This window comes from Streptomyces erythrochromogenes (genome assembly GCF_036170895.1).
GTDB lineage: Bacteria > Actinomycetota > Actinomycetes > Streptomycetales > Streptomycetaceae > Streptomyces > Streptomyces erythrochromogenes.
Genome location: NZ_CP108036.1, coordinates 161,262 through 186,518, shown reverse-complemented (window position 1 = coordinate 186,518; position 25,257 = coordinate 161,262). Strand labels below are relative to the sequence as shown.

Annotated in this window: 22 protein-coding genes and 3 pseudogenes; 18 read left to right on the top strand and 7 right to left on the bottom strand. The window is 69.5% G+C overall.

What is annotated here, in order from left to right; all coding sequences use genetic code 11:
• Positions 1-19: 19 nt before the first annotated feature.
• Together OHA91_RS00835 and OHA91_RS00830 are read right to left on the bottom strand one after the other, a co-directional pair.
• Complete coding sequence (locus OHA91_RS00835) at positions 20-295, bottom strand: hypothetical protein (RefSeq protein ID WP_266496690.1); 276 nt, start codon at positions 293-295, stop codon at positions 20-22.
• On the bottom strand, positions 277-1,353 hold the full coding sequence (locus OHA91_RS00830) for a hypothetical protein (protein WP_328738294.1): 1,077 nt from the start codon (positions 1,351-1,353) through the stop codon (positions 277-279). The genes OHA91_RS00835 and OHA91_RS00830 overlap by 19 nt, the downstream gene beginning before the upstream one ends.
• A gap of 242 nt (positions 1,354-1,595) precedes the next feature.
• Here OHA91_RS00830 and OHA91_RS00825 point away from each other — a divergent pair, with 242 nt between their 5' ends.
• From OHA91_RS00825 to OHA91_RS00810, 4 genes are read left to right on the top strand one after another with little or no spacing between them, the layout of a single operon-like run.
• Positions 1,596-3,122 carry an integrase gene (locus OHA91_RS00825; RefSeq protein WP_328738293.1) on the top strand — a complete coding sequence of 509 codons (1,527 nt, stop codon included), beginning with the start codon at positions 1,596-1,598 and terminating at the stop codon, positions 3,120-3,122.
• Positions 3,119-4,123 (top strand): hypothetical protein, encoded by a 1,005-nt coding sequence (locus OHA91_RS00820; RefSeq protein ID WP_328738292.1) that lies wholly within the window; start codon positions 3,119-3,121, stop codon positions 4,121-4,123. The genes OHA91_RS00825 and OHA91_RS00820 overlap by 4 nt, the downstream gene beginning before the upstream one ends.
• 17 nt (positions 4,124-4,140) lie before the next feature.
• A complete protein-coding gene (locus tag OHA91_RS00815) occupies positions 4,141-4,395 on the top strand; it encodes a hypothetical protein (protein WP_328738291.1) in 255 nt (84 codons plus the stop codon).
• Positions 4,388-4,792, top strand: a complete 405-nt coding sequence (locus OHA91_RS00810) for a hypothetical protein (protein ID WP_266496701.1) — start codon at positions 4,388-4,390, stop codon at positions 4,790-4,792. The genes OHA91_RS00815 and OHA91_RS00810 overlap by 8 nt, the downstream gene beginning before the upstream one ends.
• 48 nt (positions 4,793-4,840) lie before the next feature.
• On the opposite strand, the gene OHA91_RS00805 is transcribed toward OHA91_RS00810, so the two are convergent.
• Complete coding sequence (locus OHA91_RS00805) at positions 4,841-5,470, bottom strand: class I SAM-dependent methyltransferase (RefSeq protein WP_328738290.1); 630 nt, start codon at positions 5,468-5,470, stop codon at positions 4,841-4,843.
• Between the two features lie 54 nt (positions 5,471-5,524).
• Here OHA91_RS00805 and OHA91_RS00800 point away from each other — a divergent pair.
• The 10 genes and pseudogenes from OHA91_RS00800 to OHA91_RS00760 form a co-directional block, all read left to right on the top strand.
• Positions 5,525-5,695 (top strand): annotated as a pseudogene (locus OHA91_RS00800) (transposase); the annotation flags it as partial.
• Between the two features lie 206 nt (positions 5,696-5,901).
• Positions 5,902-7,152: an amidase domain-containing protein gene (locus tag OHA91_RS00795; RefSeq protein ID WP_328738289.1), complete on the top strand. Its 1,251-nt coding sequence runs from the start codon at positions 5,902-5,904 to the stop codon at positions 7,150-7,152.
• Positions 7,149-7,685, top strand: coding sequence for a hypothetical protein (locus OHA91_RS00790; RefSeq protein ID WP_328738288.1), 537 nt, complete (start codon positions 7,149-7,151; stop codon positions 7,683-7,685). The genes OHA91_RS00795 and OHA91_RS00790 overlap by 4 nt, the downstream gene beginning before the upstream one ends.
• Before the next feature lie 361 nt (positions 7,686-8,046).
• Positions 8,047-14,280 (top strand): RHS repeat-associated core domain-containing protein, encoded by a 6,234-nt coding sequence (locus OHA91_RS00785; protein WP_408059145.1) that lies wholly within the window; start codon positions 8,047-8,049, stop codon positions 14,278-14,280.
• A gap of 76 nt (positions 14,281-14,356) precedes the next feature.
• Entirely contained in the window at positions 14,357-14,722 is a 366-nt protein-coding gene (locus OHA91_RS00780) for a hypothetical protein (protein ID WP_266496711.1), read from the top strand.
• Between the two features lie 74 nt (positions 14,723-14,796).
• Positions 14,797-15,176: pseudogene (locus tag OHA91_RS39790) on the top strand (RHS repeat-associated core domain-containing protein); the annotation flags it as partial.
• The gene (locus tag OHA91_RS00775) at positions 15,162-15,554 is read left to right on the top strand and encodes a DUF6973 domain-containing protein (protein ID WP_328738286.1); all 393 of its coding nucleotides are present in this window, start codon (positions 15,162-15,164) and stop codon (positions 15,552-15,554) included. The pseudogene OHA91_RS39790 and the gene OHA91_RS00775, both read left to right, overlap by 15 nt.
• A gap of 165 nt (positions 15,555-15,719) precedes the next feature.
• Positions 15,720-16,082, top strand: coding sequence for a hypothetical protein (locus tag OHA91_RS00770; RefSeq protein ID WP_328738285.1), 363 nt, complete (start codon positions 15,720-15,722; stop codon positions 16,080-16,082).
• Positions 16,083-16,527: 445 nt separating this feature from the next.
• Positions 16,528-16,830 (top strand): hypothetical protein, encoded by a 303-nt coding sequence (locus OHA91_RS00765; RefSeq protein WP_328738284.1) that lies wholly within the window; start codon positions 16,528-16,530, stop codon positions 16,828-16,830.
• A 5-nt stretch (positions 16,831-16,835) separates the two neighbouring features.
• On the top strand, positions 16,836-17,276 hold the full coding sequence (locus tag OHA91_RS00760) for a tetratricopeptide repeat protein (protein WP_328738283.1): 441 nt from the start codon (positions 16,836-16,838) through the stop codon (positions 17,274-17,276).
• 55 nt (positions 17,277-17,331) lie between these two features.
• Here the strand turns inward: OHA91_RS00760 and OHA91_RS00755 are convergent.
• Positions 17,332-17,520: pseudogene (locus tag OHA91_RS00755) on the bottom strand (HIT family protein); the annotation flags it as partial.
• Between the two features lie 196 nt (positions 17,521-17,716).
• Between OHA91_RS00755 and OHA91_RS00750 the strand changes: the two are divergent.
• From OHA91_RS00750 to OHA91_RS00740, 3 genes are read left to right on the top strand one after another with little or no spacing between them, the layout of a single operon-like run.
• On the top strand, positions 17,717-18,334 hold the full coding sequence (locus OHA91_RS00750; protein WP_328738282.1) for a hypothetical protein: 618 nt from the start codon (positions 17,717-17,719) through the stop codon (positions 18,332-18,334).
• Between the two features lie 34 nt (positions 18,335-18,368).
• Positions 18,369-19,346 (top strand): MerR family transcriptional regulator, encoded by a 978-nt coding sequence (locus OHA91_RS00745; RefSeq protein WP_266496722.1) that lies wholly within the window; start codon positions 18,369-18,371, stop codon positions 19,344-19,346.
• The gene (locus OHA91_RS00740) at positions 19,340-19,837 is read left to right on the top strand and encodes a DUF6082 family protein (RefSeq protein WP_328738281.1); all 498 of its coding nucleotides are present in this window, start codon (positions 19,340-19,342) and stop codon (positions 19,835-19,837) included. Before OHA91_RS00745 ends, OHA91_RS00740 begins: the two co-directional genes overlap by 7 nt.
• Before the next feature lie 264 nt (positions 19,838-20,101).
• On the opposite strand, the gene fxsT is transcribed toward OHA91_RS00740, so the two are convergent.
• On the bottom strand, positions 20,102-22,540 hold the full coding sequence (gene fxsT / locus OHA91_RS00735; protein WP_328738280.1) for an FxSxx-COOH system tetratricopeptide repeat protein: 2,439 nt from the start codon (positions 22,538-22,540) through the stop codon (positions 20,102-20,104).
• Between the two features lie 359 nt (positions 22,541-22,899).
• Between fxsT and OHA91_RS00730 the strand changes: the two genes are divergently transcribed.
• Entirely contained in the window at positions 22,900-23,112 is a 213-nt protein-coding gene (locus OHA91_RS00730; RefSeq protein ID WP_328738279.1) for a hypothetical protein, read from the top strand.
• Between the two features lie 534 nt (positions 23,113-23,646).
• On the opposite strand, the gene OHA91_RS00725 is transcribed toward OHA91_RS00730, so the two are convergent.
• On the bottom strand, positions 23,647-24,120 hold the full coding sequence (locus tag OHA91_RS00725; protein WP_266496729.1) for an ester cyclase: 474 nt from the start codon (positions 24,118-24,120) through the stop codon (positions 23,647-23,649).
• Positions 24,121-24,382: 262 nt separating this feature from the next.
• The gene (locus OHA91_RS00720; RefSeq protein ID WP_328738278.1) at positions 24,383-25,231 is read right to left on the bottom strand and encodes an IS5 family transposase; all 849 of its coding nucleotides are present in this window, start codon (positions 25,229-25,231) and stop codon (positions 24,383-24,385) included.
• Positions 25,232-25,257 lie beyond the last annotated feature (26 nt).

Sequence of the window (25,257 nt, the reverse complement as noted above, 5' to 3'; positions counted from 1 at the left end):
TGGGGCAACGGCCAGGCCGTCAGGGCCCGGTCGTATCGTCTCGCGGTGCCTGGCTGGTGTTACGGGCTTCGAGGTAGGCGGTCCAGTCGGTGGCGGCTCGCTGTCGCCATTGGGCTGCGGTGACGGGGTGGAGGCCGAGCATCGGTCCGAGGACCGCTGGGGGGAGGTCCTGGGCGAGGGCGACCAGGGCGGTGGCGCGGGCCGGCCGGTTGGGGATGTGGTGGGTGGCCAGGCGGCGGCCTAGCACGGTGGCGAGAGGTGCTGTGCCCTTGCGGATCAGCCGTGGTCCTCCCATTGCGCCTGGCAGAATCGGGCCTCACTCACCGCGGTGTCCCCGGCCCTACTGGCCCGGACGTACATGTTGAGGCCGTCCACGCCGAGATCGCCGCCACAGCCGATCACCAGGCCCAGACCTCGTTCTTCGATGTGCTGGATCAGGGCTGTGTCAACGGCCGAGACCGTCATGCCGATCAGTCGGATGCCCGCGAACTCGACCTGAGGCCCAGTTCGTCCGTGAATGGTGACAGCGCCGAGGGTTGGGGGCCAGTTGTAGCCACTGGAGTAGTGAGCGGTCACGCCTACGCGGTCGAAGCGGTCCTCACCCGAGATCCACTGTCCCAGGCCTTCCCACGACGTTCCGAAGGGATAGCGGCCATGGCGGGTGGTCGGCTCCTCGCTCAGCGCAGCAGCCACCTCCTGCGGCTTCATACCGAACCTGAGCGGACCGACGCTCTCCAGTGGTGTCCAGTCCCAGTGCTGTTGCTCCTGCTGAGCTCTTACTGGCCATGCCCCAACGTTCGGAGGCTCGTCACGGACGTCGCGCCAACGGATGACCGGCTCGGACCCGAACGGGTTCTTCGCCAGCTCGGGACCAACCAGCAGCGCGTTGGTGATCATCGTGTCCAGGCGCTGTGTATACCCCTCGGGCGTCAGCCCCTGCTCCTGTGCGGCGCCCATGGAGACCCCCCATGCCTCGACTTCCGGATCACCGCTCCAGTTCACTCGCACGGAAGTCCCCTCCCGGAGTGCGAGGTCCTGAATGTCTGCGCGCACCTCGGACGGCGCCCGGGCAATGAGGTCGATGTCCCGCAGACGCACCAGCGGCCCATCCATCGCATCGATTGCTACGGCGACCAGGCCATTGTCCTCACCGTAGACCGCACTCACACCCCAGTCTGCGTAGTAGCCCCAGCCGATGCCGCTGCCCAACCCCTGTGAGACGTGGGCAACCGCTCCATCCAGGGCCGATGCCACCTCGTCTGGGTTCATCCCGAACCGCAGCGGCCCAACTTTCACCAGTGGCTCAAGCAGCCACTCCGCCCGCTCCCCGGGCTTCCTGTTCCACCAGTGCATGGCAACCCCCACGATCGCTCCGAATATCCCTGACACCACTCGCTAGGGATCTTGCGGATCAACCTAGACGTGACCTCCGACAACGCGGTGTCCAGGAACGTCCGTCGGCACAGCCGCTGAGCCGTGATCGGTTGGCGTCGAAAGCAACAGTTCGGCATAGGCGAGAGAATCGGAGGTCTCTAGCCACGAGCGACTGTTGCTGGGAATTCAGTGACCGTGGGTGGCTGTACGTTTACTGATTGATGATCGGTGAACTTGAGGTGGAAGCGGGGCCGTTGGCGCGGTGGCAGGTGCATTGGTGTGACCCGCGGCGGGAGGTGCCGTGGTACGCGGCCGATCCGGTGCTGGCGGGCTTGCCGACGCTGGCGGAGTGGGCGCACATGCACGGCACGCAGCCGGGACAGCCGGTTCTGCTGCGGTCCGATGGCTGGTCGGTGCCTGAGGTCAACGGGTTCTTCGCCTCGGCGCGGATGCGCAACGCGAGCGTGGGCACCCGGCGGAAGTACGCCTTCGCGATGGCTGTCTGGCTGGGGTTCCTCGATGCGACCAGCCGGGCCTGGCACGACGCCGATGAGGAGGACGTCGCAGGGTTCAAGTTCTGGCGGATGACCGACGAGGCCAACGTCCGGCGGGTGGCTGGTGGGACGGTGCTGGACGACCTGGTCGCGATCAGCGCGTTCTACCGCTGGGCCGGGTTCCGATTCGGAGTGAGCGATCCGGTGGCCCGGCGGCAGGTTCCCGGCCCTAACCCGGGCACGACCACGGAGTCGTTCGAGGCCGGGCCGCATCTCGTGCGTGGCAAGGACGTGAAGTGGCTGGACCCGGCCGGCTACGCCCGCTGGGTCGCCGTCGGGCTGCGCGGGCTGGACCTGAGCGGTCGGGAGGTCGACGGATGGCGCGGGCGCAACAGCCAGCGCGACTGCGCGTTCGTCGACGGGCTCTACGGCACAGGGCTGCGGCTGAGCGAGTGGGCCAGTGTCCTGCGCCTGGAGCTGCCCGCCGACGATGAGGCCCGCACCTACTACACCTGCCGACTGGCGGCGGCCTGCGCCAAGGGCGGACGCGGCCGCCGGTTCTGGAAGCCGCGCAGCGTGCTGACCGACGTACTGGCCTATGAGGAGGGCGAATGCGCCGCCGCGGTCCGCCGCGCCCAGCGTGCCGGCCGCTACGAGCGGCAGCCGCGGCTGCTGCTCGTCGAGCGCATGTCGCGGCACCGACGGCTGGAGATGCGCGACGCCAAAGGCAACCAGATGGTCGCATCCTTGGACTCGCTGGACCCCAGCGCCCGCAAGCGGCTGTTTCGCCGGACCGCCGCCGGACTGGAACCACTGGCGGTCTGGCTGAACGAGGACGGCCTGCCGCGCGAGGCACACGGCTGGCAGCACACCTTCGACACCGCCAACGAGCGGGTCGTCCGCGCCGGACTGACCTCGTTCGAGGCGAACGCGCACATGATGCGGCACTCTTTCGCGTTGCGCTGGTACTCGGTCGGCCGGCTGCTCTACGAGCGGCAGGTCGCGCACCTGAACGCCGAGGAGGTAAGCGACTTCCGCGCCCAGTTCGGCGACACCTGGTATCTGGTCAAGACGCTGCTGGGGCACGCCAACGTGACCACCACGATGGACATCTACCTGGAGCCCTTCCGTGACCTGGATGTCACGCTGCTGATCGAGCACGCCCACGGCGTGGCATTGTCGGCTCTGATGGCGTCGATGTTCGCGGCGCACCCGCAGGTCCTGTCTGATCCCCTCGCCGGAAAGCTGTCATGACCCGTGCTGCTGGGCGCCCGGCCGCGCTGCCGAAGCCCGGATACCAAGCGCCGCAACGGTTGTTCCTGGACGACGAGAAGTGCCTGGTCCGGTTTTTCCCGGAGCGCGGCGGCCCGGCGGTCGACTACGACTTCGCCGCCTTCCCGGTCGCCCGCGAGCTGGTGGTGTGGATGGCGACCGCGTTCGCAGGGTCGACCGCCCCGGCCGGGCGGCGCCGGACAACCTCTTCGGCCACGAGCGCCTTTGGGCTCCTACGCCGATTCGCCCAACACCTGGCCTCGCTGAACCGCCCGCCCGTCAGTCCGGCGCAGCTTCGAGCCGCGCACCTGGAGAGCTTCATGCTGGCCAGGCTCGGCACACCGAACCTGAACCGGGAGCTGCCGACGCTGCGCTTGGTGCTTCGGTTCGCACCCGACGGTGCCGGGCAGGACTTCCTGGCGCGGCTGGCCCGCAAGGGCCTGGAGCGCAATTCGACGCCCGCCGCCAGCTACACAACGGCTGAGTTCGACCGCATCACCACCGCCGCGCGCACCCAGCTTCGGCGGGCCGCCGACCGGATCCTCGCCGGGCGGGAACTGCTGGCCCGCTGGCGGGCCGGACGGATCGACCGCGAAGCCGAACCGCGCGCCTGGAAGCACGGCGAACTGCTGGACCACGTGGACCGGCAAGGCGACGTCCCGCGCAAGGACACCCGCTGGGGTCGGCAGCCCGACCACCGCATCTCGCCCGAGACCGTCGCCCGGCGCCACAGCCTGGACCCGGCCACCCTGAAGAAGCTGCTGGCCGGGGAGCTGGACACCGTACTGGGAGGCTGCACCGATCACCTGGCCAGCCCGCACAGCCCTGCGGGCGAGCCTTGCCGAGCCTCGTTCCTGCTCTGCCTGTCCTGCCCCTGCGCCCGCGCGACTCCGGCACACCTGCCGGTGCTCGTCGCAGTTCATTGCCCTGGCACGGCGCGACCATCGACTACGCCGAGGCCGGTCCGCTGGCCCGGCACCTGAGCACGGCCTGCTTCATCGTGATCAGCTACCTGTCGGGGATGAGGTCAGGCGAAGCACTCAGCGACCTCGACGACTGCCGCCCGAACTGCGTCAACATCGCGCGAACCGATCGCGACATCGAACAGGTCCACGCTCAGATCGCCCAGCTACGGCCGATCGTCGACGACCCGCTGGCTCCCGCCTTCCGACACACCCGCGAACAGCACGAGCTCGACCGCCTGGAGCGCATCATCACCGCCCACGCCAACACCGGAGAACCCCACGATGACTGACCGCAATGCCGAACGTGACGCCATCACCGCGGCGATCCAGCGGTTGCTCGACGGCCGCCCGACCCGGTCCACCGGGGCGCTCACCACGCTGCAACTCGCCGCCGAGGCCGGCGTCAAGCGCTGGGTCCTGACACACAAGCATGTTGACCTGAAAGAAGAATTCGCCCGCCGAAAGACCGAGTCGAACGGCATCCCGCCCGCCTTCCAGCACCTCCACGCACGCGCCGTCGACGCCGAAGCCACCGCCCAAGCATTGCGGGAGGACAACGACCAGCTCCGCGAGCACGTCGCCGTCTATGCCCAGGTCATCCACGAACTCCGCACAGAGCTAGACCGGCACACCGACAACACCACCCGCCGCAGCCCTGTCCGGAGCCTGCCCACCAGCACCACCTGACGCGCGCGACGAGCGGATGGAGCCAGCCCGCCAGCCGGACGGATGGACCTATGGGCGGCGGGCCAGCAGGTGGGCGTCGAGAAAGCCCCGTTCGGAGGCCGGGTCGTGGAGCAGCCGAGCGAAAGGAACGAGTCCGGCATCGGTGAGCAGTTTGGCGAGGTGGTCCGCTGGCCAGCTGTAGGCAGGTGCAACTTTGTGGTCGAACTTGACCGGCTCCGGTCCGTCGGTCCCGAAGAAGGAGACCAGGAGTACGCCACCTGGCGCCAGGACGCGGACCTGCTCGGCGAGCAGCTCGGGCAGTTCCTCTGGTGGGGTGTGGATCATTGAGTAGTGGGCCAGTACGCCGCCGAGCACACCGTCCTCGATCGGCAAGGACTCCATCCGCGCCTCCTGGAAGCGCAGCGCCGGATGGGCCCGCCGGGCGTGGTCGACCATGCCGTGGGAAAGGTCGAGTCCGAAGGCGTCGAGGCCCAGTTCGTGCAGCATGGCCGTCAGATGTCCGGGCCCGCACCCAACGTCCGCTGCCCGCAGGTTGCCGGTCGCGCGCACCAGTTCGGCGAAAGTGCCGATCATGGCCCGGGCGAACGGCTGCGTCTCCAGCCGGTCTGCGAACAGCGATGCGTACAGCTCAACGACTCCGTCGTAGGCCGCTCTGGTCTCGTCCTGATGATTCGCCACAGGGAGGACCCTATAGCCGGTCCAATAATCGGTCTTGTGGCAGGTTGAGGGGAGGTGACGGACACGGCGTGGGATCGGATAGAGCCCCTGCTGCCGCAGGCGGACGGACGTGGCCGTCCGTGGCGTGATCACCGACAGCAGGTGGTCAATGGTGTGTTGCGGCGGCTGCGGACCGGGGCTCCTTGGCGCGACCTGCCTCAGCGGTACGGGCCGTGGCAGACCGCACCATGATCGATTGCCGTCGGAAGCAACAGGTCGAAATGAGCGAGAGAAGCGGCGGACGCCACCAAGCGGCCGAAGCTGACCATCGAGTACCTGCCGCTGACCGCCCCCGGAGCCGCCGGTGAGGTCGTTGCCGTTCCGGGCGACACGGGCCTGGTTGCCACCTGGAACGCGCCCCTGACAGCGGCACCACCGGTGACCTCACCTACGTGGTGAAGGCCGAGAAGAGCGACGGAACGGTCGTCGGCAGCTGGGAGGGCCAGACGCCGCGCGCCGTCTTCGGCGGGCTCGACAACGCCACTTCCTACCGGGTCGCCGTCACGGTCAAGAACGCCGTGGGCAGCGGTCCCGTGTCCCGGTCCGCCCTGGCGCGCGGAGCCATGCTGGCCGGCGGAGCCGCGCGCTACAAGGACTACGTCCAGGCGTACCTGAACGCACGCAACAGGGTCGTCGTCGGTACGAGCCTCACCGCCGCCGACGCGGCCGCCGAGTCCCCGTACGGCGCCGTCTTCGGCGACCTTCTCGGCACGCAGGAGGACAGCCTCGTCGGGGCCCGTGAGGCCCTTGCCACCAGGAACCAGTCCTACGTCGGAGCCTCCTCGGCCCTGACGGAGACGGTGGCGGGTACCGATGGTGCGACCGGGCAGCCGGTGCTGCGCGCCACCGTCGCGGAGACGATGACGATCCGCATCGACGGCACCGACCAGGTGTCGGAGAACCAGAACGCGAAGCGGTTCCTGTTCTCGGTCTCCGGTGACACCGTCAAGCTCCTGAGCGAGTCCGACGACGGCCAGGCAGGGCAGACCCTGTCGGCCACGGCCGCCGCCGCCACCCAGGTGATGGCGACCCCGGCGGACGCCGTCGGTCCGCCGGCCGACGAGACCGGAGCGCTGGCGCTCGGCGCGGACGGATTTCCCTCCGGCGAGGCGCCCGCAGCAGGCGTCCGCACGGCCTCTTACGCCGCGTCGTACATCAACGGTCTGGGCACCGGAAGCTGGGCGTACAACAACACCGGCGTCAAGTGGGAGTACAAGTACGACTGCACGAACTTCGTCTCGAAGGCCCTCTACTACGGTGGAGGCATGAAAATGCGGTCGGGCTGGTACAAGCGCGACGACGTCTGGTTCAAGAACCCCTGGTGGAACAGCTGGCCGGTGAAGGCCAGCTACACGTGGTCCGGGGCCGAGAACCTTCGCCGCCACCTGGCCTGGCACCGGCCGGGCTCCTACATCAACAACGTCCACAACATCCGTAAGGGAGACATACTCTTCTTCCACTACCGGGGCGACAGCGTCTACGAGCACGCCGCCGTCGTCACCGCCAACTACGGGGGCCGCATCCACATGGCCCAACACGGCGGACCGGACCGCACGACATTGGACGACGCCATCGCCCGCAATAAGCGCACCAGCCAGCCGATCGCCACGATCGTCGCGATCCGCCCGACAGGCGCGCGATGAGGGCCGCTCCGGCCGTACGGGCTGTGCTGGTGGCCGTTCTGGCGGCGGGGGCGCTCAGCGCCTGCGCCGCCGATGAGGACGGGCTCCGGTACGCGACGGACTACTCCAACCACGAACCGCTGGGCGTGGTCGGGTATCCCACTTCCGACTCCCTCCGGATCACGCAGGAGCTGATCTGGCGGCTGGCGGACGGCCGGACCGGCGAACTGGAGTCGCTTGCGGCCGACACCGACTCCGACGGCGCGAAGAGCGAGGCCGGGAAGACCGCGCAGAACTGGATCCAGGCCTTCGGAAAGGGGGCCGGTGGCAAGGTGACCGCGGAGTTCTACGACGAGGGTTCCGTGCGGCAGTTCGTCGTCGTGTACTTCCACGACACCACGCAGGCCAAGGGTTTCTCGGTCCGCCTCACCGGCAGCACCGGCGAGGACGGCTGGCGCGTGGACATGCGTGAGCCCGACCCGAAGGAGGCCGCGTCGGCTCCCGACTGGGTGCCTTCCACCCCCGGGGGCCTCGGCTCGAAGACACCGCGTTGAGATAGCCGCACTTCTCCCGCGAGGGGCGTCGCCCCGTGGAACGATCCACGGGGCGACGCCCCTTCTTGCTGGAGAGAACAGGCTGGTCAGGGGGTGGGAGGCGATGGACATGAACCAGATGGCAGTTTGCTCACCTTTTGGTAACGCTTCATCAGATCCGGGTGCAGCATGGCCCGTTCTGCCCACTTTGGGATCTCCAGGCCCGGTTAAGTTCTGATCTGCACCGGCTATTTTCAGCCATGTGCCTCGTGGCTCTCTTTCTGGGGAAGCAGTGAATTTTCGTAGGAGACCGGTCGCCCGCTGGTGGGGTGGCCGGGCAGTGACGGGTGGCCCGGCGCGACTAGGTGCCACCGCCGCCGGAATGGCCCTGGTGGTGGCGGCCTCGACGCTCCAAGGCGCCGGGACCGCCTTCGCCGGTCCCCCGCAGGCCCCTCTGGGACAGCCCGGTACGGCCGCGGCAGCGTCAGCCGCGGATATACCCTCGGCCCGCGTGGCCGCACGTCTGTCGGGCCGACGGGTCGAAGCCTTGTCGGAGCGCTCGGAGACGTCGACGACGTGGGTCAACAAGGACGGCTCGCTCACCTCGGAGGTCGCGGCCGGCCCGATCCGGTTCAAGGACGCGGCGGGCCAGTGGCGCGATGTCGACGTCGACCTCACCACGGCACCCGACGGCTCCGTGACGTCGAAGGCGCACCCGCAGGGGCTGCGCCTCTCGGGCAAGAAGGGGACGAAGGCCCGGTCGCTCAGCGCCGCCCAGTCCGCCCCGGGCACCGACCTGGTGACGCTCGGGCAGGGCGACGAGGCGATCACCCTGCAGTGGCGTGGCGGACTGCCGGCCCCGGTGCTGGACGGCACCCGCGCCACCTACCCGGACGCGGTGCCCGGCGCCGACGTGGTCGTCGAGGCGACCCGCACCGGCTTCGAGCAGTTCGTCGAGGTCAAGGCGAAGCCGACGGCGGGCTTCTCCTACACGCTGCCGCTGAAGACCAAGGGCCTCAAGGCGGAGCAGCAGGCCGACGGCAGTGTGCTGTTCACCGACGAAAAGTCGCAGAAGACCGCGACAATGCCCGCCCCCCTCATGTGGGACTCGACCGTCGACGCGGCCTCGGGCGAGCACGTCCGACGTGCCAAGGTCGCCCTCAAGGTCGTCAAAACCAAGGACGGTGCCGATCTCGTCGTCACCCCCGACGCGGGGTTCCTCGCCGATCCGGCCACCAAGTACCCCGTGACGGTCGACCCGTCGACGTCCTCCCTGGGGAACCTCTTCGACACCTACGTCCAGCAGGGCGAGACCGTCGACTGGTCCAACGACACCGAGCTGGACCTCGGCAACCCGGGCACCAAGAACGCCGACGGCACCTTCCGTACGGCCCGTTCCTTCATCACCTGGAACACTGCACCGGTCGCGGACGCACTGATCTCCGACGCCAAGCTGTCGCTGTGGAACTTCCACTCCGGGAACACCGACTGCTCCGCCCAGCCCTGGGAGGTGTGGACTTCCAACGGGCCCACCACGGCCTCCCGCTGGACCAACCAGCCGGCCATGGTCACCAAGATGGCCACCTCCACCGAGACCAAGGGCAACCCGGGCTGTGCCTCCCAGCCCGACGGCTGGGTCACCGCGGACGTCAAGAACCTGGTCCAGCACTGGGCCAACAACAAGTGGACGTTCTCCAGCATGGGCCTGCGCGCCACGGACGAGAACAACACCAAGCAGTGGAAACGCGTCAACTCCGCCAACGCCTCCGCCAACGTCCCGAAGCTGACGGTCACCTACAACTACCGTCCGCGTACCGGCACCAACCAGGAGGCGGGACCGCCGTTCTTCTCCTACGGCGGCGCCTACACCGTCAACACAGTGACGCCGGTCCTGCGTGACACCTTCGTCGACGCCAACGGGGACAAGGTCAACGGCACCTTCCAGATCTTCGACGCGGCCACCGACACTCAGGTCGGCAACGTGATCGTCTCCCCGTTCGTCCCCTCCGGCCAGGTCGCCTCGGTGACCGTCCCGGCCGGTGTGCTGACCAACGGCAAGACGTACAAGTTCCGCACCTCCCCCTACGACGGCACCCACTACAACCTGGGCTGGTCGGCCTGGAAGACCTTCACGGTCGACACCACCGTCCCGCAGCCCCCGGCCCGCGTGGTCTCCACGGACTACCCGACGAGCGGCTGGGTCAAGGGAGCCGGACAGGCCGGCACCTTCACCGTCACACCGCCGTCAGGCTCCGACCACCAGTGGATGGAGTGGTCCCTGGACGGCGTGACGTGGACGAAGGCCGCGACCAACGGCGGCCCCGCCGACATAGCCCTCCCCGTCACCCCGCCCAACAACGGCACGCACGTCATCGAAGTGCGCTCCGTGGACAAGGCCGACAACAAGTCCCCTGCCGTCGAGTACACCTTCCACGCCGGTCCGGGCGGGTTCCTGCAGCCCGCGGACGACGAGAGCACCGCGCGCCGCATCACCCTCGCGGCCGAGGGCGATGCCGCCCGCTACGACAAGGTGTCCTTCTCCTGGCGCCGTTCCGAGGCCGATGCCTGGACGCAGATCCCCCTCGCCCACGTCACGTCGGGCGGAGCACCGCTGGCCGCATGGCCCGTGCCGCTGACCGGCGGCAAGAACGCCCCCCTCGTATGGGAGGCCACGAGCACGGTCGACCCCGACGGCAGCATCCAGATCAAGGCGGACTACACCGGTCCCGCCTCCGCATCCGGCAGCACCGCGCCCCTCTCCGTCATGGTCGACCGTGACGGCGAAGGAGCCGCAGCGACCCCCGTCGGCCCCGGTTCGCTGAACCTCCTCACCGGGGACCACCGCCTGTCCCAGACGGACACCGCCTACTTCGGCATCACCATCGGCCGCACCTCCTCCTCGCGCAACCCGCAGGCGGGCGGACAGGCCGGCCAGGCGCCCGTCTTCGGCAACGAGTGGATCTCCGGCATCCGGGCGGAGACGGCCGCCTCCGCGTTCAGCCACCTCCGGCGGATCTCGGACACCGCCGTCGCGGTGGTCGGCTCCGACGGCGGCGAAACGCACTTCACCGCCAACGCGGCACGCAACGGGTGGATTGCCCAGGCCGGTGCCCAGCAGCTCACCCTCCAGGGCTCGGTCACCACCGACTTCACGCTGTCGGAGCCCGACGGCACGATCACGAAGTTCACCAAGCCCACCCCCACTTCGCCGACCTGGCAGGTCTCCAGCACCCAGATCGAGGGCATCTCGGACTCGACCACCACGGTCGTCTCCGAGACGGTCACCGTTGGCGCGGACCAGCTCGCCCGGCCGGCGAAGGTCATCGCACCGACCTCGGCGATCACTGCGAGCACCTGCAACGCCACCCCCTCCACCAAGGGCTGCCGCGTCGTCGAGTTCGTCTACTCCACGAGCACCACGGCTACCACTCTCGTCCTCGGTGACTTCACCGGCCGGGTCAAGGAGCTCCGCCTCTGGTCGACCGTCCCGGGTGCGGCGAGCGCCACCGCCAAGACGGTCGCGACCTACCGGTACGACAACGGCGGCCGTCTGCGCCAGGAATGGAACCCCAGCCTGCCGGAGACTGCCAAGACGCAGTACGCGTACGACGCGGCCGGCCGCGTCACCTCGCTCACGCCGGGCTCCGACCTGCCCTGGACCCTCACCTACGGCAAGGCCGGAACGGGGAGCGCGGCCAGCGACGGCATGCTGCTCAAGGCGTCCCGCTCCGCTCTGAAGCAGGGCACCGCAGACGTGCAGGAGGGCACGGCGACCACCTCGGTCGTCTACGAGGTGCCCCTCACGGGCGGCTCCGCACCCCACAAGATGGGTGCGAACGACGTCAGGGCGTGGGGCCAGTCCGAGGGGCCGACCGACGCGACCGCGGTCTTCCAGGCCGACACCGTCCCGGCCTCACACGTGGGAACAGGTCTCGTTGCCGGCGACTACGGCCGCGCCACCGTCCACTACCTGGACGCATCGGCCCGCAAGGTGAACACCGCCCGGCCGGGCGGCCACATCGACTCCACCGAGTTCGACCGGTTCGGCAACACCGTGCGCGAGCTGTCCGCGGGCAACCGTGCCATCGCGCTCGGCATCGGATCCCAGACCGCCGCAGTCCAGGCCGACCTCGGCATCGGATCGCTGCCCACGGCGGAGCGGGCCGAACTGCTCTCCACCCGCACAGTCCGCAACAGCACCGGCACCCGTGAACTGGCCGGCTTCGGACCGCTGCACAGGGCAACCCTCGCGCACGACCTGAAGAGCGGCGCCACCACGCTGGTCGCGGCGGGCACCTCCGTCATCGCCCGCGCATGGACCGTGTCCGAATACGACGCGGGACGCCCCACCGACGGGTCTGCAGTAGTCTCGGACCGGATCACCCGACGCACGGTCGGCGCTCAGGTGCGCGAACACCCGTTGGTGCACGCCGACACGCGGGTCTCCCAGACCCTCTACGACTGGACCCGCGGCCTGGCCGTCCAGGAGATCCAGGACCCCTCCGGTCTCGCGATCACCACGACCACCGAATACGACGCACAGGGTCGGGTGACCAAGAAGGTCGCTCCCGGTGGCACCGGCAACGACGCGGCCACCACAGTGACCACCTACTGGTCCGCCACCGGTACCGGCACCTGCCAGGGCCGTCCCGAGTGGGCCGACCTGGTGTGCTCCACCGGCCCCGGCGGCGCCATCACCGGCGGCGGTTCCAACCCCACCGCTCGGACCACCCGTACGAGCGAGTACAACTGGTGGGGCAACACGGCCAAGATCACGGAAAGCGCGAACGGCGCCACGCGCACCATCACCACCGCGAACGACGCCGCCGGCCGGCCCACCACGGTGACGGTCACCGGCAACGGCGGTCAGGCGGTCCCCGAGGTGACCACCGAGTACGACGCCGTGTCCGGCCGTGCGACCAGGACCACGTCGCCCACCGGGGGCACCGTCACCAAGGCGTACGACAAGCTGGGCCGCCAGATCTCGTACACGGACGCCGACGGCGGCACCACGAGCGTCTCCTACGACGTCCTCGGCCGTCCCGTCCAGGTCACCGACAGCGTTCCCAGCACGCGGACCTTCACCTACGACCACGCCGCCGAGCCGCGTGGCCTGGCCACCAAGGTCGTCGACTCCGTGGCAGGCGCCTTCACGGCGACCTACACCCCCGACGGCAGCGTGGACAGTGAGACGCTGCCCGGCGGATACCGGGTGAAGACCGTGGAGGACCCCTCGGGCGGCCGCACACAGCGGACATACACCCGCGACAGCGACGGGGAGATCGTCTATTCGGACACCCTGACCAACACCGTGCACGGCCAGGCCGCCACCCGTTCCGGCTGGTCCGAGCAGGAGTACGGCTACGACGCGGTCGGCCGGCTCACCACCGTGGCGGACACCGCAGAGACCGTCTGCACCACCCGCTCGTACACCTTCGACTCGCGCAGCAACCGCACGGCGCTGGCCACGGCCTCCGCCCCGGCGGGCGCGGCCTGCCCGACCTCGAGCGGGACCGTGCAGAACCAGTCCTACGACACCGCGGACCGTCTCGTCTCCGGCGGCCGCACCTACGACGCCTTCGGCCGCGTCACCGCGCAGCCGGGCGGCACGGGCATCGAGTACTACGCCAACGACCTAGTCCACCGCGAGACCGTGCCCGGCAAGCGCCAGACCTGGCAGCTGGACGCCGCGCACCGCTTCAGGTCCTGGACGGTCGAGTCGGGAAGCGGGTCGACCTGGGTGCAGAACGCCGCCCGCGTCAACCACTACGCCAGCGACTCTGACAGCCCGAGCTGGATCCTTGAGGACACGGCCACCGGCCAAGTAACCCGGAACGTGGACTCGCTCGGCGGAGGCCTCTCGGCGACCACCGGCAAGACCGGTCAGGTCGTGCTGCAGCTGTCCTCGCTCCACGGGGACGTGGCGCTCCAGCTCCCGCTGGACGCCTCGGTCGCGCCCGGGGTCCTCGACACGGACGAGTACGGGCAGCGCCGGGCCGCGAGCCCGCCCGCCCGCTACGGCTGGGTGGGTACCGACCAGCGTTCGGCGGAGACGCAGTCCGGCCTGGTCCTGATGGGGGCGCGGCTCTATGATCCGGTCACCGGAAGGTTCACCTCGGTCGACCCGGTCGAAGGCGGCAACGCCAATGCCTACGACTACTGCTCCGGCGATCCGGTCGGCTGCAAGGACGTCAGTGGGAATTTCAGCATCAACGACATCGCGCACGAGGCGAAGACGTGTGCCCGGTACTGGTGGGCCTGCTGGGGTGTGGCGGACGTGAGCTGGTGGGCGTCCCAGACGGCCAAGCGCGCCTACAAGGACTCCAACAAGCAGAACGCCTACCGGCACTGCATCTGGCAGGCGATGCTCGTGTGGGACCTCGGCCACACGATCGCCAAGGCCTTCGGTGACGCCCACGAGGTCAAACACCGGTACACCAAGAACAAGAAGGACCGCGCCGACTCCATGGCGGACTACCACAACAACAGGGTGGGACGCAGCATCGGGTCGCAGATTACGGCGTGGACGCGCTGGGGTGCCCAGAATGCCGCCTGCAGCCGCTGCCAGCGGGCATGGAACACGGGGAGGATGGCCAACCGCGGCGACTACATGTGACCGACCGCGGGGCGCGGGGCGGTCGACGACCGCCCCGCGCCCCGCGCGCCCCCACCTCATCCCCACGGAGAAACGCATGCCGGTGAACCAGATGCCGCGCCCGTCCCGTCGACTGCCCGTCGGCTGGGCCATCACCCTTGCCTTCGATTCCCTGGCCACGATCCTGACGTCCCTCGTGCTGTGTGCCATAGGCCTGCTGTTGCCCGGCATCACTGAGGACTACGGCCCTGCCACCGAGCCCACCTCACCCATGGCGCTGGCCTTCTTCCTGGCTGCCCTCCTGCTGGTCTCGTCGCTGGCCGGGACGACTGTCCTCCTCTCACGGGTCAGGACCGAGCGCCCCCGCACCCTGGCCCTGTGGCTCTCGGCCGTCAGGCTCGCACTGCTGGCCTCGGTCGCCTTCTACGTCGTGTACCGCATCGCCACCGTCGAGGCCGCCTGACCCGACCCCGGTACTACAGCGCCGGTGCCAGGGTCGCGGGCGGTGCCGGTCCGCTCGTACGCGCGCACCGCAGAACCGCGACCGGTGCGGTGACCCGCAACGTCGTCTCTGCCGGTGGCCTGACCACGACGAGCAAGGCGGGGGATGTCGTCCAGGGCTCCGTCGCCGTCCAGCTCCCGCTGACCGCGGGCCAGCCGCCCGTGGAGCTGGACACCGACGAGTACGGCAAGCCCGCGGGGGGTAGGCCGCGGCCCGCTATGGCTGGCTCGGCGGCCATCAGCGCTCCGGCGAGACGCCCAGCGGTCTGACCCTAATGGGCGCGCCCGCCTCTACAACCCGTCCACCGGCCGCTTCCTCTCCTCGGACCTGGTCTACGGCGGCAGCGCCAACCCGTACGAGTAACGCGGGCCCGGTCAACCAGCGGGACCTGGACGGCCGGATGTCCACGTCCTGGCGCAAGAAGATCATCGAGGCCAACGCCTGCATGTCGCTCGGATGGCGCGGTTGCGCCCTCGCCTCGGCGATTTCGGGAATGCTGCTCGCGACCTTCCGGAGCGGCGCGAAGAACAACCCGATCCGGCACTTCATGTGGCAGGCGAGCCTGACCTTCGACTTTGGCGCACGAGCGGCCAAGAGGCTGGGAGACGCGCATGAATGGGGCCAGACCGGACGCGACACCCAGATCGACCAGCACAGCAACTCCCTCGCCCGCAGTTTTGCCGTGCGGAACTGGGGAGCCATGCTGAGCTGGCACACCTGGGGCGTGTTCTGGACGACCCTCTACTTCTTCGCACGCGTCTACTTCTACAACGGCGTGCTGTGGCGAAAATAGGAAGGGAACCCTTGATCACCACACTATCCCCGCGCCGCGGACCGTTCGTGGTCCTGGCCGTCATCGTCGGCTGCGTGACCGGACCTCGCTCTGCTGGCCGGGTCGGCGTATCTGCTCTTCTACGGGTCGGAGGGCTCGTGCCAGGAGAGCAAGGCGGTCGAGCGCATGGCCCGGGTCTCGGCCGCGGCGCCCGCCGTCCCAGCCGGCGCCACGCCCGTCACGGATCGAACCTACGTGGAGTGCATGGACGACAGCGGCGATCCCTGGGTGATGGCGAACAGCGCCTACACCCACGACATGGACGCCAAGTCGCTGGTCGCCCACTACTGGGACCCCGCGAGCAAGGAAGGATGGAAAGCGGTCGGCACCCGGGAGCAGGCCCCGGCCCGGTTCTGGAGCGGCTCCGGCATGTGCTTCCACAAGGAGGTGGACGGTGCCCCGGCGCTGCTCCGGGTGGGGTCCGACGGGCCGACGGAGTTCGCCGTGACCATGGAGTCCGCTCTGGACGGATCCACGATCACCTGCTGAACCGGTGACAGCGCACAGAGGCGCCCGGCGGGCCGGCGGGCCGGCGGCCCGCCGGGCGCCTCTCGTTCCGGCGGCGCGTCCGTCGGGAAGCCACGGGCGGGTCGTACCCCTGCACCCGGCCCACGTCCACGGTCTCACCCAGCTCCTGCGCCAGGCCGTCGGCACCATCGGGCCCGAAGCACGCCCGGCGGCGGCCGGTGCTTCCACTGCGACGGCACCGGACTTGCCCCGCCCGCTGTGGGAGCCGGCCGCCGGACAACCCTGAGTGCCGGGGCAAGCCACCCGCGAGAGGCGGCTTTGCCCAAGCCCTTGGTCCACGAGCTCTCCCGCCCCGAGCGTAGGACGTCGGCGTAGGCCCGGGCTCGCACGCCCGGCTCGCCGGGATCCCAGGGAGGCCAGGTACTACGCCGCTCTGGCGGCGTTTTCCCACGGCCGGGGAGCGGCAGTGCTCGCACAGCTCGAAGGCCTGATCGCGGAACTGGAACACCTGACCGGCGAGGACCGGCTGCTGCAGCTGCGGGCCCGGGTCATCCGCGCAGGGCTGCTGATCGACGAGGGACGGCCTGCCGAAGCCGAGGCAGAGGCCGTCCTGCGGGTACTGACGCGGACCATGTACGCGACCGATGTCTGGAGCTGGAACCGGACGCGCTGGTGCGCATGGGCCAGGCCCTGTGCGCGCTGGGCCGACATGACGAAGCGGAGACGATCGCCCGCGGACACCTGCCCCGGGCCGACGGGTACCTGCTGAACGATATGCATCAGCTGTTGCTTCACAGCCTGTCGGGCCAGGGGCGTCACGAGGAGGCCCTGGCCGAACCCCACCGCCACTCTCCCGAGCTGTACCCCGCCTACGCCGGCGCGCACGAGCTGGCAACTGCCGTGGCCCTGCACGGCCTGGGCCGCCACAAGGAGGCGGAGGAGGAGGCCCGGCGGGCGCTGACCGCCTGCGAACGCCATCTCCACCCCGACCACCCCCGGATGGGTGAGATACGGGCGCTGCTCGCGCTCATAGCCCCCGCCTGCCCCGATGGCGTTCTGCAGATCCTGACGCCCACCGGCCGGGGTGCCGCCCGCGGAGCCCCCCGGCGCGCCCACGGCACGGGTTTGGCCCTTCGACGTCGGTGCCGGTTCGGTGCCAGGGACCGGGCCGCAGCCTGTCGGACGCTTCGCGTGCGGTGCAGGCATGTGCGCTGAGGATGTTCACGCCCGAGGCGTTCAAGGCCGTGCGCGTGGCCGCGGCCACCCGCTGGACCAGTGCCGTCACCACGGAAAGGACCTCGGGCGGGGTCTCGAAGATGTCCGCGTAGTGGAGCGTCGGGACCACCAGGGTGTGGCCCGGCGCCAGCGGGTTCAGGGGAGTGAAGGCGCAGGCCACCGGACCACGAGCCACCCACCCCGTGATGCCTTCACGGATGAGCCCGCAGAAGGTGCAATCCATGGGACGGACCCTGCCAGACGCGGGATTGCACTCGCCGACCGGGCGCGGGGGCTGTTCGTGCTGCTCGGGGATATTCGGTTCTTCGGATTCGGGGTCTCGGCGACGATGGGGGATGGAGTCTCTTCCGGACGTCAGTGTCCTTCGTCTCGAGTTCGTTGTGCCGCGTCCTGATCGCATCATCAGTCAGTGGGGGGAGATGCGCCTGCTGATCGACGGGCGGGACGTGTTGGAGGAGCTGCACCCCGGAGGGGTGTCGAGCTGCTGGCGCGGGAGGTGGTTCGGCCCGGCCGAGGAGTGGCCGTTGGCCGCCTCCGACGAGCCGCGCAGGGTCGAGCTGACGAACAATGACTGCGTCACCGACTGCTGCGGGGGCACCTTCGTCACGATCCGGCGGCGGGCCGACCGGGTGGAGTGGACGGGCTGGGAGAACACGGAAGACGTCCGGCTCCCCGTTCCCGCCGATGTCCACTTCGACGCGGACGCGTACGACGCCGAACTGGCGCGGGCCGTGGCGGATCTCAGCTGGGAGGAGCCCGTGGACAGCGTCGCCCGGCTGATGACCCTGGAGCTCGCCGCGTCCGGCTGCTTCCAGCGCTGGGGGCGGGGCGTGAACACCGTCTATCCGCTGCGGAGCCAGGGGGCCGCACACATCGCGGTGCACTTCAGCCCTCTCGAGGCGCCGTTCGCGATCGGGAGCACCTTCGTCCACGAGGTTGCGGTGTCTCGCGACGTGTCCGCCGAGGAGCAGGTCCGGCGGTTCGTCGACATGGTCGCCACCCACGACCCCCGCAAGACGGCCAGGCCGCTGGGTTGAGTCTCCCGTGGGGGGAGACAGCAGGCTGGTGCCCATGGACAGCGCGACTCTGTATTCGATCGGGGAGTTGGCCCGGCGGACCGGTCTGACCGTGAAGACCGTCCGGTTCTACTCGGACAAGGGCATCGTCCCGCCCACGGAGCGGAGCCCGGCGGGATACCGGCTCTACGGGCCGGACGCGCTCGCCCGCCTCGACCTGGCCCGCACCCTGCGCGATCTCGGGATCGGCCTGGAGACCGTACGCAAGGTGCTCGACCGGGAAACGTCCATACCGGAGGTCGCGGCGGCGCACGCCGACGCCCTGGACGTACAGATCCGCCCCCTCCGCCTGCGCCGGGCCGTGCTCCGCGCGGTCGCCGGACGCGGCCCCACCCCCCTGGAGATGGACCTCATGCACCGACTCGCCACGCTCTCCCGCACCGAACAGCGGCGACTGATCAGTGACTTCATCGACGAGGTTTTCGAAGAGCCTCACACCCAGACCGAGTTCGCGGAGCTGATGCGCTCCGTCGTGCCCGAGCTCCCCGACGACCCCACGCCCGACCAGGTCGAGGCCTGGGTGGAACTCGCCGGGCTCTGCCAGGACGAGGACTTCCGGGCCGCGATCCGTCGCACCGCCGAGGAGCAGGCGGTGGAGCCCGACCGGCGGGACGTCGTCGCCGTGCAGGGCGTGCTCGACCGGGCGATGCGGGAGCGGATCGACGAGGCCGTGTCCGTCGGACTCCTGCCGGACTCGGCCGGGGGAGCATTGCTCGCCGGCTCACTCGGCAGCCTCTACGCCCACGCGTACGAGCGCGCCGACGAAGGCGAGGGAGGTCTGCGCCGTTGGCTCCTCGCCCGCCTGCGGACGACCGCCGATCCCCACGTCGAGCGGTACTGGCGGCTCCTGGGCGCGGTCAAGGGGTGGCCCGCGGCTCCGGCGCTCGCCCCCCGTGCACTCCTGGTTCACCACCGTCCTCGCCCCCGGCGGCGGCGACGGCCGCGACGATCGCGAAGGTGCAATGCGTGGTGATCTCTGGAATTGCCCTAGCTGGCGTCGCGATCTCGCTCACGCTCCAAGAGCAGCAGACAAAGGCCGCCAGAGATGAACGAGACAGGTCGACCCATAGGCAAATGATCTACCTGACTATGGGAGATCGCGCTCTGGCAGAATGCCTGGAACCCCCCAATGGTCCGATGCCCTTCGAGCGGTACCGGCAGATCATATTCGCCAATCTGATCATGGGTAGGTGGTACGCGGCATATCAACTGGGAGATGTGGACGACTCCACTCTCAGGTATACCCTGGAGCGGCATTTTCGCGGTGAGATTGGGAGACTGCATTGGGAATATGGCGGCCATGACTGGCTTCGCGGCGCCATAGGGGGGAATCAGCGAAGGGCTGCAGCGTTCGCTAAAATAGTTAAAGAGAGCTACAGAGCTGCCGTCAATGCCGGGCCTGCAATTCCAGCAGCTGACTACTTCATCAGCGGAGGAGCTGACTTGGACCCCCAAAATCCCTGACAGTCGGCAAAGAACGCAGTGGACAGGGCCCTTTGGGCGGTGGGTTCTTTTAACACGCCGACGGGAAGGGGGCAGCATGATGGTCAGGTGCGACCGTCACGACCACGACCACGACCACGGCGACGGGGCGGGAGCGGCAGCTGGCCGCGGCGGCGGGTGGGGCTCTGCGCGAGGTGGCCGCCCTCGCGGCCGCGGCGCGGCCGGACACACCAAGAAACAGAGTGCTACATGTCGCTTGGCGGCGGTTCGGGGATACAGGGCTCCTCAACGGCCACTGGCTGCGACGTTCCTGCGCCGCAGCCAGTGCCACCACCGGCTCTGTGGCCGTTGGGTGGACATGGCTAGCGCTGTCTCCAGCGCGTTGCGGGTGCTCAAGGTATGTGTGTGCTCGTCGCCCAGGATGCGGACGCGGTCATCGAGGGTTCGGCGCAGCAGGTCTATCGCCTCGGCTTGCTCACCTGCACGTGTCAAAGCGAGAGCGAGGTTGTGGCGACTGGCTAGGGTATCCGGGTGCTCGGGGCTCAGGATGCGTGTGCGGTCCTCCAGGGTGCTCCGGTGGATGCGCACTGCTTGTGCGTGCTCGCCCATTCCGTCCAGCGCGAGACCGAGGCTGTCCCGGCTGGCCAGCGTGTGCGGATGCTCGTCGCCCAGAATGCGGGCGTGGTCGTTGAGCGCCTGCCGCAGCAGCTGTATCGCTTCCGTCTGCTCATCCGCCCTGGTCAGGGCGCTAGCAAGGTTGTGGCGGCTGAGCAGGGTGAGGTGGTGCTCGGGGCCCAGGACACGGATGCGGTCCTCCAGGGTGCTCCGGTGGATGCGCACTGCTTGTGCGTGCTCGCCCATCCCGTCCAGCGCGAGACCGAGGCTGTCCCGGCTGGCCAGGGTATGCGGATGCTCGGGGCCCAGGACACGGGTACGGTCGTTGAGCGTCTGCCGCAGCAGACCCACCGCCTCGGCATGCTCACCCGTCCCGTCCAAAGCGCATGCGAGGTCATTGCGGCTGGTCGAGGTATCGGGGTGCTCGGGGCCCAGGATGCGGGCGCGGTCCTCCAGGGTCTGCCGGAGCAGACGTATCGCCTCGGCCGGCTCTCCCATTCCGAACAAGGCATTGCCCAGGTTGTTGCGGCTGGTCAAGGTATCGGGGTGCTCGGGGCCCAGCATGCGGGTCTCGACCTCGAGGACCCGTTCATGCAGCAGGCGCGCCGCACCGAAAGCGCCAGCCTTCTGCAGCACCTGCGCCAGGGTGTTGAGAGTGGTGCGGTGGTGCGTGGCGGTGCGCGGGTCCGCGTAGTCGAGCAGCAGCGGAACGTGGGGGGCGAGGAGCACGGCTGCAGGCCAACCGGCGCGCCCGCGCCGGTTGGCCTCGTGCACAGCCATGGTCAGCCGCTCGGCGAGAGCCCGGTGCCACACGGCGAGATCGGTGGTCTCGGCCGTGAGGGCGACAGCGTTGATCTCTCGGATCAGGGGATGCAACACCACCTGCGCCCCCTCGCTGCTGCCCGACGCCGGGCCGGTGCTGCCGGGAGAGTGGGGCAGGCCGAGGAGACCGTATCGGTGCAGGCCGGCGAACGCGGCCTCCAGGGCCGCCGCGGTGACGTCGTGTCCGGTGACGACGGATAGCAGGTCCGGGGTGATCAGGGATAGTGGGACGGGGGCTTGAGCCAGCAGGGCCAGCAGTCGCAACAAGGGGCGGGCCAAAGCGTTGCCCTCCCCGGCGAGCTGGTCCAAGGACACCTCCCAGGTGTGCCGCACCACGGCGCGGGCGACCTGCGGATTGGAGGCATTCGGGTGTGCCGCTCCCACCAAGAACCGCAGTTCCTGTTCCAGGGCCTGGCGGTAGGCGGCAAAGGTGCGGTAGCGGCTTGTGGGTCCGGCCAGATAGGTGCCGGCCGCGTGCAACGCCAGTGGCAGCCCGCCCAGTCGCGCCGCCAGCTCCCGGGCCTGCTCGGCGGTGCCGGCCACGGGAGCAGCGTCCAGCAGGACCTGCCCCGCAGGTCGCACCGGCAGCGGCTCCAGTGGCAGCAGCTGTGCGCACGGACCCCAGGTCTGCTCGCTGCCATCCCGGCTGGTCACCACCAGCAGGCCCCGGCCGTGAGGACGGATCCAGCCGCGATAGTCGGCCACCGGCTCCCCTGCCGGGCCGATCTCGTGCGGCTCGTCGGCGTTGTCCACAACCAGCAGCCACCGCCGCACCCGGCCCAACTGTCGCCAGACCACATCCGGCAGGCTCGCCTGCCCCGCTCGCGCGGCCTCCAGTTCTGCCTCTGGCAGGCCGCAGGCCAGCGCCGTCTCCACCATCTGCTGCGCCAGCCCGGCGCCGTCGCGCCAGCGCACCCAAAACACTCGCCAGCCCGCCGCCTCGGCCTGGGCGGCCAATTGCGCGGCCACCGTTGTCTTGCCCATCCCGCCGACCGCGCACAGCACCGCGAACCGGCCTCGTGGCCGCCGAAGCATGCCTGCCAACACGGCGAGTTCTTCCTCACGCCCCCGCACGCGCTGAACATGCGGGGGGCGTAGCGAAGCCTGCTGGCCGCGGACCAGTCGGCTCACCGGTGCCAGCCGCGCCGGGGGCCTTGGTGCGGCATCCAGATGCCGGCTCCACAGCAACAGCCCGATGCTGACCACCACCAGCACGGCGAACACGGGCCAGATCACCCACGCCTGCGCCGCCCAGCCAGGCACCGCGTCACTGGCGTAGTTGGTCACCGGCCCCAGCACAGCCGCCACCAATGCGGCCCCTCCCGTTACCACCGACCCGGCCCACGCACCCCGTCTACGCCCCACGGTCTGCCACCCCCGTCCACCGTCACCAGGATGTTCCCGCCTGGATCACGTCCGTGGAAGGGGGCGGGTAGTCACGACGCGGGCGGCGGTGTTGCTCCGGTTCAGCGGCCGGATGCCGAGCCTGCTGCTTGAACGCCGTCATCCGCTGCGTGGGGCGGCCCGGGCTACCAGGGCAGGCAGCAGGTTGAGCCGCTTGTCAGTCCCTCCCCAAGTACCAGTCGCTCCTCCCCAAGGTCTGCGAGAGGTCGGTCCAGCTCGACCGCGCAACGACCGTCCGGGCGGTGAAGAAGTGCCAGGCCGTCCTGATCGCCAAGGGCCTCAGGAACGTGCCCGTGATGTTCGCCTGGGACACTGACGGCAACCTCACGCTCGCCCTCCGGCTGGACACGACCGAAGGCACGGCCCGCAGCATGCCCGTCCCGGTGCCCATCACCCATGGCACGGGCCAAGGGCTGTGCGGGTTCCAGGGCTCTGCGCGTGATCGATGGCGTTGAAGTACCCGGAGGCACTGGAGGTGCAGCTCTTTTTGGGGTGTTCGAACGTGTGTGGGGTATCGGATGTACTGAGGCAGGTCACCAGCATGGCCTGGAAGTCCTGCGGTCCTGCTGGCCATCCGCGCCAGTCGAGCTGGATGCCGCCTGACGCGGTGCGTGGGATGGCCCGCTGCCGGAAGTAGAGGTTTCGCGCAGGCGCGGCGGAGCAGGGGGAGCGTGGCTGTGGGGAAACACGGCGGGCGGGAAGAGCTCGTCGTCATCCGAGCCCGGCAACTCTGAGACCCCAAACGCCGGCACGCGGGCGCTCCAGCACGCGACGGTGGATCTGAGCCGGATCCGTTCGGGGACATGGGCGCCGACGGTGTGGGCGGCCGCGTGGCAGGGGCATTCATGAGGCGGTCCCCGCACGGTTTGACTCCGATCGGTGTCGCTGTACGAGGAGAAGGACCGACACGTGTCGCAACCAGGAGCCGATCGGCGGCGCGGCTACCGACGGCCCTGCGCACTCCTGTCCGCCCCCGAAGGGCCCGGCTCTCAGTGTGCGTCAGGTGGCCGGGTCTCCTGGGCGTCGGCTGTGGCGGCGGTGCGGGTGCTGTCGAGGTCGAGGCCTGCTTGCTGGCACAGGGTCGCGAGATCGAAGTAGAGGGTCTCACCAGCCATCAGGCCGTCCCGGAACGGCACGACATTGGTGAATGGCACGGCGAAGGTGCCACCGCCGGGCCGCATGCCGAGCCACTGGCCGAGGCTGGTGCCGCGCAGGGTGCCCCACACGACGAGCACGTCGTCTCCGAAGGCGATCCCGGTGTCCTCGGGTGCGAGGTCGGGAAACGCGGTGAACAGGCTCTCGTACGCAACTCGGGTCCTGTCCTTTCCCTGACTGCGCATGCCGAGCGGCACGGTCTCCAGGAAGCAGTCCTCGGTGAAGGTCTCCAGCACACCGGGGATATCCCTGGCGGCCTCGGCGGTCCGGTGGGCGTTGAAGAGCCGCATCATCTCGTCACGGTCCAAAGCGAACTCCTGCGCAGGGGGAACAGCGGCGACGCTCACGCTACTCATTGGGGACGATGCTTCGGTTGGGCCACGCCCGGCCGGAGTGCGGGTGCGCGCTCGTTCCACTCGGACGTCGCCGAGAAGGTGAAGGGAGCCGGGCTGCACCCATGGGCAGAGGCGGCAGACAGCGGAGCGATGCAAGCCTGAGCGGCCCGGTCGTCGGCCAGGCCCCGGGCGGCGTTCTCCTGGATGTCGAGCGCGTCGAGCAGGGGCTGGAGGTTCACGCGCTCACCGTCTGCCGTTCGCGCCATGTGGGGGTGTTCTTGCCGGTAAGACGGCGGGCCATGACGTGGGTCATGGCCCAGTAGACCCGGGAGGCGGACGAGGCCGGGCGGTGTTCGTAGTCGCGGACCAGACGCCGGTGCAGTATCAGGATCCCGTAGGTCTGCTCGACCCTCCACCGCTTCGGCTGCGGCACGAACCCCTTCTCCTGCGGATTGCGTTGCACGGTCTCGACGTCGATGCCCAGGCCGGCTCCGTGCGCGGTGACCTGGTTCTTGAAGCCCTGGTCGACCAGGGCCTTGTTGACGCTTCCGCCGGTGTGCTCGGCGACCTGGTCCAGCAAAGTGACGCCCGCGGTGTTGTCGTGCGCGCTCGCGGCGAGAACGACCACCGCGATGACCAGGCCGAGCACGTCCACGGCCAGTCCGCGCTTGCGGCCCGGGACCCTCTTCGCCGGATCCCGGCCGGTCGTGGAGGCGGGGACCCCCGCGGCAGCGTGGATACTCTGGGTGTCCAGGACCACCAGGGTCGGGTCCTCTAAGCGACGGGCCTTCTCACGTACCTGGCAGCGCAGGAGCTCGTGGATGACCTGGTCCGTTCCGTCGTCCCGCCAGGCCGCAAAGTAGTAGTACGTCGCGCTCTTCGGCGGCAGGTCGTGCGGGAGGTAGGTCCACTGGCAGCCGGTCCGGCCCTGATAGAGGATCGCGTTCACGATCTCCCGCATCGCGTAGGCCCCTTGATGACCGCTGACCGAGCGGTGCCGGTCCTTCCACGCCGTGATCACCGGCTCGATCAGAGCCCATTGCGCCTGGGATAAGTCGCTGGGGTAGGACATGTGTTCACTCACATCATCACACCAGCAGGCGAGTGCCT

What these genes read in the sequence shown, in the direction of transcription:
- OHA91_RS00835 (WP_266496690.1), bottom strand. Translation starts at nt 295, where the DNA reads ATGGGAGGACCACGGCTGATCCGCAAGGGCACAGCACCTCTCGCCACC.
- OHA91_RS00830 (WP_328738294.1), bottom strand. Translation starts at nt 1,353, where the DNA reads ATGCACTGGTGGAACAGGAAGCCCGGGGAGCGGGCGGAGTGGCTGCTT.
- OHA91_RS00825 (WP_328738293.1), top strand. Translation starts at nt 1,596, where the DNA reads ATGATCGGTGAACTTGAGGTGGAAGCGGGGCCGTTGGCGCGGTGGCAG.
- OHA91_RS00820 (WP_328738292.1), top strand. Translation starts at nt 3,119, where the DNA reads ATGACCCGTGCTGCTGGGCGCCCGGCCGCGCTGCCGAAGCCCGGATAC.
- OHA91_RS00810 (WP_266496701.1), top strand. Translation starts at nt 4,388, where the DNA reads ATGACTGACCGCAATGCCGAACGTGACGCCATCACCGCGGCGATCCAG.
- OHA91_RS00790 (WP_328738288.1), top strand. Translation starts at nt 7,149, where the DNA reads ATGAGGGCCGCTCCGGCCGTACGGGCTGTGCTGGTGGCCGTTCTGGCG.
- OHA91_RS00785 (WP_408059145.1), top strand. Translation starts at nt 8,047, where the DNA reads ATGGCCCTGGTGGTGGCGGCCTCGACGCTCCAAGGCGCCGGGACCGCC.
- OHA91_RS00780 (WP_266496711.1), top strand. Translation starts at nt 14,357, where the DNA reads ATGCCGGTGAACCAGATGCCGCGCCCGTCCCGTCGACTGCCCGTCGGC.
- OHA91_RS00775 (WP_328738286.1), top strand. Translation starts at nt 15,162, where the DNA reads ATGTCCACGTCCTGGCGCAAGAAGATCATCGAGGCCAACGCCTGCATG.
- OHA91_RS00770 (WP_328738285.1), top strand. Translation starts at nt 15,720, where the DNA reads ATGGCCCGGGTCTCGGCCGCGGCGCCCGCCGTCCCAGCCGGCGCCACG.
- OHA91_RS00760 (WP_328738283.1), top strand. Translation starts at nt 16,836, where the DNA reads ATGCATCAGCTGTTGCTTCACAGCCTGTCGGGCCAGGGGCGTCACGAG.
- OHA91_RS00750 (WP_328738282.1), top strand. Translation starts at nt 17,717, where the DNA reads ATGCGCCTGCTGATCGACGGGCGGGACGTGTTGGAGGAGCTGCACCCC.
- OHA91_RS00745 (WP_266496722.1), top strand. Translation starts at nt 18,369, where the DNA reads ATGGACAGCGCGACTCTGTATTCGATCGGGGAGTTGGCCCGGCGGACC.